13 protein-coding genes are annotated in these 11441 nt (G+C 57.4%); all 13 read left to right on the top strand.

The window, feature by feature from the left end; translation table 11 throughout:
- Positions 1 to 4 precede the first annotated feature (4 nt).
- A complete protein-coding gene (locus AC1RAC_RS10210) occupies positions 5 to 802 on the top strand; it encodes a ParA family protein (protein WP_005792605.1) in 798 nt (265 codons plus the stop codon).
- A 9-nt stretch (positions 803 to 811) separates the two neighbouring features.
- Positions 812 to 1684, top strand: a complete 873-nt coding sequence (locus tag AC1RAC_RS10205) for a ParB/RepB/Spo0J family partition protein (RefSeq protein ID WP_003195890.1) — start codon at positions 812 to 814, stop codon at positions 1682 to 1684.
- A 148-nt stretch (positions 1685 to 1832) separates the two neighbouring features.
- A complete protein-coding gene (locus AC1RAC_RS10200; RefSeq protein ID WP_010565865.1) occupies positions 1833 to 2240 on the top strand; it encodes a F0F1 ATP synthase subunit I in 408 nt (135 codons plus the stop codon).
- 16 nt (positions 2241 to 2256) lie between these two features.
- Positions 2257 to 3126, top strand: coding sequence for a F0F1 ATP synthase subunit A (gene atpB, locus AC1RAC_RS10195; protein ID WP_003195886.1), 870 nt, complete (start codon positions 2257 to 2259; stop codon positions 3124 to 3126).
- 133 nt (positions 3127 to 3259) lie between these two features.
- The gene (atpE, locus tag AC1RAC_RS10190; protein WP_002555987.1) at positions 3260 to 3517 is read left to right on the top strand and encodes a F0F1 ATP synthase subunit C; all 258 of its coding nucleotides are present in this window, start codon (positions 3260 to 3262) and stop codon (positions 3515 to 3517) included.
- Between the two features lie 56 nt (positions 3518 to 3573).
- Positions 3574 to 4044: a F0F1 ATP synthase subunit B gene (locus AC1RAC_RS10185; RefSeq protein WP_003195835.1), complete on the top strand. Its 471-nt coding sequence runs from the start codon at positions 3574 to 3576 to the stop codon at positions 4042 to 4044.
- Between the two features lie 12 nt (positions 4045 to 4056).
- A complete protein-coding gene (locus AC1RAC_RS10180; protein ID WP_003195833.1) occupies positions 4057 to 4593 on the top strand; it encodes a F0F1 ATP synthase subunit delta in 537 nt (178 codons plus the stop codon).
- A gap of 21 nt (positions 4594 to 4614) precedes the next feature.
- Positions 4615 to 6159, top strand: coding sequence for a F0F1 ATP synthase subunit alpha (atpA, locus tag AC1RAC_RS10175; protein ID WP_003195831.1), 1545 nt, complete (start codon positions 4615 to 4617; stop codon positions 6157 to 6159).
- A 50-nt stretch (positions 6160 to 6209) separates the two neighbouring features.
- Positions 6210 to 7070: a F0F1 ATP synthase subunit gamma gene (gene atpG, locus AC1RAC_RS10170; RefSeq protein ID WP_003233565.1), complete on the top strand. Its 861-nt coding sequence runs from the start codon at positions 6210 to 6212 to the stop codon at positions 7068 to 7070.
- 27 nt (positions 7071 to 7097) lie between these two features.
- Entirely contained in the window at positions 7098 to 8474 is a 1377-nt protein-coding gene (gene atpD, locus AC1RAC_RS10165; protein ID WP_003195827.1) for a F0F1 ATP synthase subunit beta, read from the top strand.
- A gap of 44 nt (positions 8475 to 8518) precedes the next feature.
- Complete coding sequence (locus tag AC1RAC_RS10160; RefSeq protein ID WP_003195825.1) at positions 8519 to 8935, top strand: F0F1 ATP synthase subunit epsilon; 417 nt, start codon at positions 8519 to 8521, stop codon at positions 8933 to 8935.
- Positions 8936 to 9058: 123 nt separating this feature from the next.
- Positions 9059 to 10426 carry a bifunctional UDP-N-acetylglucosamine diphosphorylase/glucosamine-1-phosphate N-acetyltransferase GlmU gene (gene glmU / locus AC1RAC_RS10155; RefSeq protein ID WP_054898304.1) on the top strand — a complete coding sequence of 456 codons (1368 nt, stop codon included), beginning with the start codon at positions 9059 to 9061 and terminating at the stop codon, positions 10424 to 10426.
- Positions 10427 to 10664: 238 nt separating this feature from the next.
- Positions 10665 to 11432, top strand: a complete 768-nt coding sequence (locus AC1RAC_RS10150; protein WP_003195822.1) for a DeoR/GlpR family DNA-binding transcription regulator — start codon at positions 10665 to 10667, stop codon at positions 11430 to 11432.
- Positions 11433 to 11441 lie beyond the last annotated feature (9 nt).

The following is an 11441-nucleotide window of genomic DNA, read 5'->3' as shown; positions in this document are numbered from 1 at the left end:
AAGAATGGCTAAGGTATTCGCGATAGCGAACCAGAAAGGTGGCGTGGGTAAAACCACCACCTGTATCAACCTCGCAGCATCCCTGGTCGCGACCAAGCGTCGGGTGCTGTTGATCGATCTCGATCCACAGGGCAACGCCACCATGGGTAGCGGTGTGGATAAACACGGCCTGGAAAACTCGGTCTACGATTTGCTGATTGGCGAATGCGACCTGGCCCAGGCCATGCACTATTCCGAGCACGGCGGTTACCAACTGCTGCCGGCCAACCGCGATCTGACCGCGGCGGAAGTGGTGCTGCTGGAAATGCAGATGAAAGAAAGCCGTCTGCGCAGCGCCCTGGCGCCCATTCGCGAAAACTACGATTACATTTTGATCGACTGCCCACCGTCGCTGTCGATGCTCACGCTTAACGCGCTGGTTGCCGCCGATGGGGTAATTATCCCCATGCAGTGCGAGTACTTCGCTCTCGAAGGCTTGAGCGACCTTGTGGATAACATCAAGCGAATTGCCGAGTTGCTCAACCCGAACCTGAAAGTCGAAGGCCTGCTGCGTACGATGTATGACCCGCGCCTGAGCCTGATGAACGATGTATCGGCGCAGCTCAAGGAGCACTTTGGCGATCAGTTGTACGACACCGTGATTCCACGCAACATCCGCCTGGCCGAAGCGCCAAGCTATGGCATGCCCGCGCTGGCGTACGACAAATCCTCGCGTGGTGCCATTGCCTACCTGGCATTGGCTGGCGAGATGGTTCGTCGCCAACGCCGTAATTCACGCACCGCTGCAGCCCAGCCAACTTAAGGAATCCCCATGGCCGTCAAGAAACGAGGTCTCGGACGTGGACTGGATGCACTGTTGAGTGGTCCGACCGTCACATCGCTTGAAGAACAAGCGGTGCAGGCCGACGAGCGCGAGCTGCAGCACTTGCCGCTGGACCTGATCCAGCGGGGCAAATACCAGCCACGTCGGGACATGGACCCCCAGGCCCTGGAAGAACTGTCCAACTCGATCAAGGCTCAGGGAGTGATGCAGCCCATCGTGGTGCGCCCCATTGGCGGTGGCCGCTTTGAGATTATCGCCGGGGAGCGCCGCTGGCGTGCCAGCCAGCAGGCCGGCAAGGAGACTATCCCGGCGATGGTGCGCGACGTGCCGGATGAAACCGCGATCGCCATGGCACTGATCGAAAATATTCAGCGTGAAGACCTCAACCCGATCGAAGAAGCGATTGCGTTGCAGCGTTTGCAGCAGGAATTCCAGCTCACCCAGCAACAAGTGGCCGAGGCAGTGGGCAAGTCCCGCGTCACCGTGTCCAACTTGTTGCGTTTGATCGCGCTGCCGGAAGTGATCAAGACCATGTTGTCCCACGGCGACCTGGAAATGGGCCATGCCCGTGCGTTGCTCGGTTTGCCGGAAAATCAACAGGTTGAAGGGGCGCGACACGTTGTCGCACGAGGCCTGACCGTACGTCAGACTGAAGCGCTGGTGCGCCAGTGGCTCAGCGGCAAACCTGCACCGGTCGAAACCGCCAAACCTGATCCGGATATCGCGCGACTCGAGCAGCGCCTGGCCGAGCGCCTGGGCTCTGCGGTGCAAATTCGTCACGGCAAGAAGGGCAAAGGGCAATTGGTCATCGGATATAACTCCCTTGACGAGCTTCAAGGCGTCCTTGCCCACATCCGCTGAAACATTTGCTTATGTAGCGCGTGATCGGAAATCACTACCCGACAGTTGAATAGGGGCTGAACCGCCCCTATACTCTGCGCGCATTTTGTCGGCACAAATTATGCCAAGTTATTGATTTCCGGCAGCCGACCATTGAGGAGCAAGAGTGATGGAAACCCGCACGCCAAACACGTTGCCGTTCCATCGCTTGGCTGTTTTTCCGGTTCTACTGGCTCAATTTGTCATTTTGCTGATCGCCGCATTGGCGCTTTGGTATTGGCATGGAGTCGTAGCCGGGTATTCAGGACTCTGCGGAGGCCTGATAGCCTTGCTGCCCAATATGTATTTTGCTCACAGGGCCTTTCGGTTTTCCGGCGCCCGAGCAGCCCAGGCTATCGTCCGGTCTTTTTATGCCGGCGAGGCGGGGAAACTGATTTTGACGGCAGTGCTGTTTGCACTGACCTTTGCAGGTGTGAAGCCATTGGCGCCGCTGGCTGTATTCGGCGTCTTCGTGTTGACCCAACTGGTCAGTTGGTTCGCTCCCCTGCTAATGAAAACAAGACTTTCGAAACCTTAGGGCGTTTGAGGCAACCATGGCAGAAACAACCGCTTCGGGCTATATCCAGCACCACTTGCAGAACCTGACCTTCGGTCAGCTTCCTAATGGCGGCTGGGGCTTTGCCCACACCGCAGCAGAAGCCAAAGAAATGGGTTTCTGGGCTTTCCACCTGGATACTCTGGGTTGGTCGGTCGCATTGGGCCTGATCTTCGTTCTGATTTTCCGCATGGCGGCAAAGAAGGCGACTTCCGGTCAGCCAGGTGCTTTGCAGAACTTCGTTGAAGTATTGGTCGAATTCGTCGATGGCAGCGTGAAAGACAGCTTCCATGGCCGTAGCCCGGTGATTGCACCGCTGGCACTGACCATCTTCGTCTGGGTGTTCCTGATGAACGCCGTCGACCTGATTCCGGTGGACTGGATTCCTCAGTTGGCCATGGCGATCTCCGGCGACCCGCACATTCCATTCCGCGCCGTATCCACCACTGACCCGAACGCCACACTGGGCATGGCTCTGTCGGTATTCGCGCTGATCATTTTCTACAGCATCAAGGTCAAGGGCATCGGCGGCTTCATCGGCGAACTGACCCTGCACCCGTTCGGCAGCAAGAACATCTTCGTTCAAGCCCTGCTGATCCCGGTGAACTTCCTGCTGGAATTCGTCACCCTGATCGCCAAGCCGATTTCCCTGGCTCTGCGACTGTTCGGCAACATGTATGCCGGCGAGCTGGTGTTCATTCTGATCGCTGTGATGTTCGGCAGCGGTCTGCTCTGGCTTAGCGGCCTGGGCGTAGTTCTGCAGTGGGCGTGGGCTGTGTTCCACATCCTGATCATTACCCTGCAGGCCTTCATCTTCATGATGCTGACCATCGTCTACCTGTCGATGGCGCACGAAGAGAACCATTAAGACCAGTCTCGACTAGTCTGATGTCCTTCCCGGTCAAACGGGAAGGTGGCCCAACAGGGCTATGAAACGATTTGTTTTACCGCTTTAAAATCTAAAAAACCTAAACCATACGACGTAAAAGTCGGGAGGAAAGATGGAAACTGTAGTTGGTCTAACCGCTATCGCTGTTGCACTGTTGATCGGCCTGGGCGCCCTGGGTACTGCCATTGGTTTCGGCCTGCTGGGCGGCAAATTCCTGGAAGGCGCAGCGCGTCAGCCAGAAATGGTCCCAATGCTGCAAGTTAAAATGTTCATCGTCGCCGGCCTGCTCGACGCCGTGACCATGATCGGCGTTGGTATCGCACTGTTCTTCACCTTCGCGAACCCCTTCGTTGGTCAACTCGCTGGCTAATCACTCGACTTTTCGAGTGATTGGGGTGATGGACAACGAATGAGCGAGGTGTTGGCGTGAACATTAATGCAACCCTGATTGGCCAATCCGTTGCGTTCTTCATTTTTGTAGTGTTTTGCATGAAGTTCGTGTGGCCTCCGGTCATCGCGGCTTTGCACGAACGTCAGAAGAAGATCGCGGATGGTTTGGACGCTGCCAGCCGTGCAGCTCGCGACCTGGAGTTGGCCCACGAGAAAGTGGGTCAGCAACTGCGCGAAGCTAAAGCACAGGCAGCCGAGATCATTGAGCAAGCCAAGAAACGCGGTAACCAGATCGTCGAAGAGGCTGTTGAAAAAGCCCGCGTCGAAGCTGACCGTGTGAAGGCTTCGGCTCATGCCGAGATCGAACAGGAACTGAACGGTGTCAAAGACGCGCTGCGTGCCCAACTGGGTGCTCTGGCCGTTGGCGGTGCTGAGAAGATCCTCGGTGCCACAATCGATCAAAACGCGCACGCGGAGCTGGTTAACAAACTGGCTGCTGAAATTTAAGCGAGGGCGATCATGGCAGAACTGACCACGTTGGCCCGACCTTACGCTAAGGCAGCCTTCGAGCACGCCCAGGCCCACCAGCAGCTGGCCTCTTGGTCAGCCATGCTCGGCCTGGCTGCAGCAGTGTCGCAAGACGACACTATGCAGCGCGTGCTCAAGGCCCCGCGCCTGACGAGCGCAGACAAGGCCGCCACTTTTATTGAAGTGTGCGGCGACAAGTTTGATGTGAAGGTGCAGAACTTCATCCACGTCATTGCCGAAAACGACCGTCTCCCGCTATTGCCGGAGATCGCCGCTCTGTTCGACCTGTACAAGGCCGAAGCAGAGAAATCGGTAGACGTTGAAGTGACCAGTGCTTTCGCATTGAACCAAGAACAGCAAGACAAACTCGCCAAGGTTCTCAGTGCACGACTCAATCGGGAAGTGCGCCTGCAAGCTTCGGAGGACGCATCGCTTATTGGTGGTGTTGTTATCCGTGCCGGCGACCTGGTTATCGATGGCTCGATTCGCGGCAAAATCGCGAAACTTGCCGAAGCATTGAAATCTTGAGTTTGAAGGGGCAGCAGAGCAATGCAGCAACTCAATCCTTCCGAAATAAGTGAAATTATCAAGGGCCGCATCGACAAGCTCGATGTGACCTCCCAAGCCCGTAACGAAGGCACTGTCGTCAGCGTATCTGACGGCATCGTGCGGATTCACGGTCTGGCCGACGTAATGTACGGCGAGATGATCGAGTTTCCGGGCGGCGTCTACGGTATGGCCCTCAACCTGGAGCAAGACTCCGTAGGTGCCGTTGTATTGGGCGCGTACACCAGTCTGGCTGAAGGCATGAGCGCCAAGTGCACAGGCCGCATCCTGGAAGTTCCGGTTGGTAAGGAACTGCTGGGTCGCGTAGTCGACGCACTGGGTAACCCTGTTGACGGTAAAGGTCCACTGGGCAACACCGAGACCGACGCGGTCGAGAAAGTTGCTCCAGGCGTGATCTGGCGTAAGTCGGTAGACCAGCCTGTACAGACTGGCTACAAGGCTGTCGATGCCATGATCCCAGTCGGCCGTGGCCAGCGTGAGCTGATCATCGGTGACCGTCAGATCGGTAAAACCGCTCTGGCGATCGACGCGATCATCAACCAGAAAGACAGCGGCATTTTCTGCGTCTACGTAGCCATCGGTCAGAAGCAATCGACCATCGCCAACGTAGTTCGCAAGCTGGAAGAAAACGGCGCCCTGGCCAACACGATCATCGTGGCTGCCAGTGCTTCGGAATCTCCTGCGCTGCAATTCCTGGCACCGTACTCCGGCTGCACCATGGGTGAATTCTTCCGCGACCGCGGTGAAGACGCGCTGATCGTTTATGACGATCTGTCCAAGCAAGCAGTGGCTTATCGCCAGATTTCCCTGCTGCTGCGCCGTCCACCAGGCCGTGAAGCTTACCCAGGCGACGTGTTCTATCTCCACTCCCGTCTGCTGGAGCGCGCATCCCGCGTTTCCGAAGAGTACGTAGAGAAGTTCACCAACGGCGCAGTGACCGGCAAAACCGGTTCCCTGACCGCACTGCCGATCATCGAAACCCAGGCTGGCGACGTTTCCGCGTTCGTTCCGACCAACGTGATTTCCATCACCGACGGTCAGATCTTCCTGGAATCGGCCATGTTCAACTCGGGCATCCGCCCTGCAGTGAACGCCGGTGTTTCGGTATCCCGTGTGGGTGGTGCCGCTCAGACCAAGATCATCAAGAAGCTCTCCGGTGGTATCCGTACCGCTCTGGCTCAGTATCGTGAACTGGCGGCATTCGCCCAGTTCGCTTCTGACCTGGACGAAGCGACCCGTAAGCAACTTGAGCATGGTCAGCGCGTTACCGAGCTGATGAAGCAGAAGCAATACGCCCCAATGTCGATCGCTGACATGGCGTTGTCGCTGTATGCCGCTGAGCGTGGGTTCCTGACCGACGTTGAAATCGCCAAGGTCGGCAGCTTTGAACAAGCGCTGATTGCTTACTTCAACCGCGATCACGCCGAATTGATGGCGAAGATCAACGTGAAGGGTGACTTCAATGACGATATCGACGCTGGCATGAAAGCCGGTATCGAGAAGTTCAAGGCCACCCAAACCTGGTAAGCCGCAGCGGGAGCCGCAAGGCTCCCGCTTGCTAACCTGATAGGTGTTACATGGCAGGCGCAAAAGAGATTCGCAGTAAGATTGCGAGCATCAAAAGCACGCAAAAAATTACCAGCGCCATGGAAAAAGTGGCGGTCAGCAAAATGCGCAAGGCACAAATGCGCATGGCTGCTAGCCGTCCTTATGCGGAGCGTATCCGCCAGGTAATTGGGCATCTGGCCAACGCCAACCCGGAATACCGCCACCCGTTCATGATCGACCGCGCCGTCAAGCGTGTGGGTTATGTGGTAGTGAGCAGTGACCGTGGTTTGTGCGGTGGTCTGAATACCAACCTGTTCAAGGCCCTGGTCAAGGACATGGCGGTAAACCGCGAAAACGGCGTCGAGATTGATCTGTGTGTTGTTGGTAGCAAGGGTGCGGCCTTTTTCCGCAACTTCGGCGGTAACGTCGTTGCAGCTATCAGCCACCTGGGTGAAGAGCCGTCGATCAATGATTTGATCGGCAGTGTGAAGGTGATGCTGGATGCGTACCTGGAAGGCCGTATTGACCGCCTCTCCGTGGTATCCAACAAGTTCATCAACACCATGACCCAGCAGCCAACCGTGGAGCAATTGATTCCACTGGTGGCGACTCCGGATCAGGAACTCAAGCACCACTGGGACTACCTCTACGAACCAGACGCCAAAGAGCTGCTTGACGGCTTGATGGTGCGCTACGTGGAGTCGCAGGTGTACCAGGCGGTGGTCGAGAACAACGCAGCTGAACAAGCGGCGCGGATGATCGCGATGAAAAACGCTACCGATAACGCCGGTGATCTGATCAGCGATTTGCAACTGATCTACAACAAGGCGCGTCAGGCTGCGATCACCCAAGAGATCTCGGAAATCGTCGGCGGCGCTGCCGCGGTTTAACGGTTCAAATATTCAGAGGATCCAGCTATGAGTAGCGGACGTATCGTTCAAATCATCGGCGCCGTTATCGACGTGGAATTTCCACGCGACAGCGTACCGAGCATCTACAACGCGCTGAAAGTACAAGGCGCGGAAACTACCCTGGAAGTTCAGCAGCAGCTGGGCGACGGCGTAGTTCGTACCATTGCGATGGGTTCCACCGAAGGCTTGAAGCGCGGTCTGGACGTTGTCGACACTGGCGCTGCCATCTCCGTACCGGTCGGTAAAGCGACTCTGGGCCGGATCATGGACGTACTGGGCAACCCGATCGACGAAGCTGGCCCGATTGCCACCGAAGAGCGCTGGGGCATTCACCGCGCAGCACCTTCGTTCGCAGAACAAGCGGGCGGCAACGACCTGCTGGAAACCGGCATCAAGGTCATCGACTTGGTTTGCCCGTTCGCCAAAGGCGGTAAAGTCGGTCTGTTCGGTGGTGCCGGTGTTGGCAAGACCGTAAACATGATGGAACTGATCCGTAACATCGCCATCGAGCACAGCGGTTATTCCGTGTTCGCAGGTGTTGGTGAGCGTACTCGTGAGGGTAACGACTTCTACCACGAGATGAAGGACTCCAACGTTCTGGACAAAGTGGCACTGGTTTACGGTCAGATGAACGAGCCGCCGGGAAACCGTCTGCGCGTAGCCCTGACTGGCCTGACCATGGCCGAGAAGTTCCGTGACGAAGGTAACGACGTTCTGCTGTTCGTCGACAACATCTACCGTTACACCCTGGCCGGTACTGAAGTATCCGCACTGCTGGGCCGTATGCCTTCGGCAGTAGGTTACCAGCCGACCCTGGCTGAAGAGATGGGCGTTCTGCAAGAGCGTATCACTTCGACCAAGGAAGGTTCGATCACCTCGATCCAAGCGGTATACGTACCTGCGGATGACTTGACCGACCCGTCGCCAGCCACCACCTTCGCCCACTTGGACGCCACCGTCGTTCTGTCCCGTGACATCGCTTCCCTGGGTATCTACCCAGCGGTCGATCCACTCGACTCGACTTCGCGCCAGCTGGACCCGAACGTGATCGGCCAGGAGCACTACGACACCGCTCGCGGCGTTCAGTACGTGCTGCAGCGTTACAAAGAACTGAAGGACATCATTGCGATCCTGGGTATGGACGAGCTGTCGGAAGCCGACAAGCAGTTGGTAAACCGTGCTCGTAAGATCCAGCGTTTCTTGTCGCAGCCGTTCTTCGTGGCTGAAGTCTTCACCGGTGCCTCGGGTAAATACGTTTCCCTGAAAGACACCATTGCTGGCTTCAAAGGCATCCTCAACGGTGACTACGACCACCTGCCAGAACAAGCGTTCTACATGGTCGGCGGCATCGAAGAAGCGATCGAGAAAGCCAAGAAACTGTAATCCTGGCGCCCGGAAACGGGCGCTCATCAGGTTGAGGCAATCAGATGGCTATGACAGTCCATTGCGATATCGTCAGCGCGGAAGGAGAAATTTTCTCCGGTCTGGTCGAGTTTGTAACAGCGCACGGTGACCTGGGTGATCTTGGTATCGCCATGGGTCACGCCCCGCTGATCACAAGCTTGAAGCCAGGTCCGATCACTCTGACCAAGCAAGGCGGGGAACGTGAGGTGTTTTACATCTCCGGTGGTTTCCTCGAGGTTCAGCCGAACATGGTCAAGGTACTTGCCGACACCGTGCAACGTGCTGGCGACCTGGATGAAGCCTCCGCTCAGGAAGCCGTCAAGGCTGCCGAGAAGGCGCTGAACGAAAAAGGCGCAGACTTCGACTACAGCGCTGCTGCAGTCCGTCTGGCCGAGGCCGCAGCCCAGCTGCGTACTCTCCAGCAGATCCGCAAGAAGTAAGCGGCGTCGCCGTTTTGTTTCATGCGTGATTGATTAAAAAGGGTAGCCTCGGCTACCCTTTTTCTTTTTTTGCAAAACACTTCTTTGGTCTGAACCCGGACCGCCCAGGATTGGTAGCCATTCATGTCTCTTGAAATCGTCATTCTCGCCGCAGGCCAGGGCACCCGCATGCGTTCAGCCCTGCCCAAGGTACTGCATCCGGTTGCCGGCAACTCCATGCTGGGCCATGTTATCCACAGTGCCCGCCAGTTGGACCCACAACGTATTCATGTGGTGATTGGCCACGGTGCCGACGTGGTCCGTGAGCGTCTGGCTGCGGACGATCTGAATTTCGTATTGCAAGACAAGCAACTGGGCACCGGCCACGCGACCGCGCAGGCTGTGCCTTTCATCACTGCGGACACGGTATTGATCCTCTACGGCGATGTCCCGCTGATTGAAGTGGAAACCTTGCAACGCCTGCTCAAGCACGTGGTGCCTGGCCAGATGGGCCTGCTGACCGTTGAGCTGGATGACCCTACGGGCTACGGCCGCATTGTGCGCAACGCCGACGGCAAGGTGGCTGCCATCGTTGAACACAAAGATGCCAGCGAAGCCCAGCGCGCGATTACTGAAGGCAATACCGGCATTCTCGCCGTGCCTGCCAACAAGCTCGCCGACTGGATGAGCCGCCTGTCCAACAACAACGCTCAGGGCGAGTACTACCTCACCGACGTCATCGAGATGGCCGTCAGCGATGGCCTGCTGGTCGCCACCGAGCAGCCCCACCATCCGATGGAAGTGCAGGGCGCCAACGACCGCAAACAACTGGCAGAGCTGGAACGTCACTATCAACTGCGCGAAGGCCTGCGCCTGATGGCCCAGGGCGTGACCCTGCGAGACCCGGCGCGTTTCGATGTACGTGGCGAAGTCACGGTGGGCCGCGACGTCCTGATCGATATCAATGTGATCCTCGAAGGCCGCGTGATCATTGAAGACGGTGTGGTCATCGGTCCGAACTGCGTGATCAAGGACAGCACCTTGCGCAAAGGCGTGGTGGTCAAGGCCAACAGCCATATCGACGGTGCCGTGATGGGTGAGGGCAGCGATGCCGGGCCGTTTGCGCGCTTGCGTCCGGGTAGTGAGCTGGGGGCCCAGGCCCATGTGGGTAACTTTGTCGAACTGAAAAACGCTCACCTCGGCGAAGGCGCCAAAGTCGGCCACCTGACTTATCTGGGGGATGCCGTCATCGGCGCACGCACCAACATCGGCGCTGGCACCATCACCTGCAACTATGACGGTGCCAACAAGTACCAGACCACCATTGGTGAAGACGTGTTCATCGGGTCCAATAACTCGCTGGTTGCTCCCGTGACCATCGGTGATGGTTCCAACACCGCAGCGGGCTCGACCATCAACCAGGATGTGGATAAGTCCCAACTGGCCGTTGCCCGCGCCCGCCAACGCAACATCGACGGCTGGAAACGCCCGGTCAAGATCAAAAAGAGCTGAGTTATCCACAACTCGATAGGTTGAGACTCACTCCTGTGGAAGCTGGCTTGCCTGCGATAGCGGTCTGACATTCATCATGATGTCGCCTGACACGCAGCTATCGCAGGCAAGCCAGCTCCCACAGTTGTTTAGTGGCATGCCCGAAAGCTCTACAAAAATGCCTTCCGCCTCTTGACGATCTTTCCCCAATAGGTTTTGATTGCCTTCGTTATCTTTCGAAACGAAACTTATCACTACCATGTCGAAACGAAACACCCCCCAGCGACGCCACAATATCCTCACCTTGCTCAACGAGCAGGGCGAAGTCAGCGTGGACGAGTTGGCCAAACATTTCGAAACTTCGGAAGTGACCATCCGCAAGGACCTTGCTGCCCTCGAAAGTAACGGCTTGCTCCTGCGTCGCTACGGCGGTGCAATCACTATGCCCCAAGAGCTGGTGGGCGACGCTGCCCAGCCCATCTCGGCCTACAAGCGCGCCATCGCCCGTGCGGCCGTGAAGCGTTTGCGTGAACATGCGCGCATCATCATCGACAGCGGCAGCACTACCGCCGCGATGATCCCCGAACTGGGCCATCAGCCGGGCCTGGTGGTGATGACCAACTCCCTGAACGTGGCCCGCGCCTTGAGCGAATTGGAACACGAGCCGGTGCTGTTGATGACCGGGGGTACCTGGGACCCACATTCGGATTCGTTCCAGGGCCAGGTCGCTGAGCAGGTGCTGCGTTCCTATGACTTTGACCAGCTGTTCATCGGTGCCGATGGCATCGACCTGCAGCGCGGTACCACTACCTTCAACGAACTGCTGGGCTTGAGCCGTGTGATGGCCGAGGTCGCCCGTGAAGTGGTGGTGATGGTCGAATCCGACAAGATCGGCCGCAAGATTCCCAACCTGGAACTGCCCTGGAGCAGCGTCCATACCCTTATTACCGATGATCGCCTGCCGCTCGAGGCCCGCGACCAGATCCAAGCCCGCGGCATTACGCTGATATGCGCGGCAATCATCTAGGAGAAACAC

The sequence above is a fragment of the Pseudomonas sp. GW823-FHT02F05 genome, from assembly GCF_058797315.1.
This window is presented reverse-complemented; position numbering and strand designations above follow the sequence as displayed.

What these genes read in the sequence shown, in the direction of transcription:
- glmU (WP_054898304.1), top strand. Translation starts at nt 9,059, where the DNA reads ATGTCTCTTGAAATCGTCATTCTCGCCGCAGGCCAGGGCACCCGCATG.
- atpG (WP_003233565.1), top strand. Translation starts at nt 6,210, where the DNA reads ATGGCAGGCGCAAAAGAGATTCGCAGTAAGATTGCGAGCATCAAAAGC.
- AC1RAC_RS10200 (WP_010565865.1), top strand. Translation starts at nt 1,833, where the DNA reads ATGGAAACCCGCACGCCAAACACGTTGCCGTTCCATCGCTTGGCTGTT.
- atpB (WP_003195886.1), top strand. Translation starts at nt 2,257, where the DNA reads ATGGCAGAAACAACCGCTTCGGGCTATATCCAGCACCACTTGCAGAAC.
- atpA (WP_003195831.1), top strand. Translation starts at nt 4,615, where the DNA reads ATGCAGCAACTCAATCCTTCCGAAATAAGTGAAATTATCAAGGGCCGC.
- AC1RAC_RS10160 (WP_003195825.1), top strand. Translation starts at nt 8,519, where the DNA reads ATGGCTATGACAGTCCATTGCGATATCGTCAGCGCGGAAGGAGAAATT.
- AC1RAC_RS10150 (WP_003195822.1), top strand. Translation starts at nt 10,665, where the DNA reads ATGTCGAAACGAAACACCCCCCAGCGACGCCACAATATCCTCACCTTG.
- AC1RAC_RS10210 (WP_005792605.1), top strand. Translation starts at nt 5, where the DNA reads ATGGCTAAGGTATTCGCGATAGCGAACCAGAAAGGTGGCGTGGGTAAA.
- atpE (WP_002555987.1), top strand. Translation starts at nt 3,260, where the DNA reads ATGGAAACTGTAGTTGGTCTAACCGCTATCGCTGTTGCACTGTTGATC.
- AC1RAC_RS10205 (WP_003195890.1), top strand. Translation starts at nt 812, where the DNA reads ATGGCCGTCAAGAAACGAGGTCTCGGACGTGGACTGGATGCACTGTTG.
- atpD (WP_003195827.1), top strand. Translation starts at nt 7,098, where the DNA reads ATGAGTAGCGGACGTATCGTTCAAATCATCGGCGCCGTTATCGACGTG.
- AC1RAC_RS10180 (WP_003195833.1), top strand. Translation starts at nt 4,057, where the DNA reads ATGGCAGAACTGACCACGTTGGCCCGACCTTACGCTAAGGCAGCCTTC.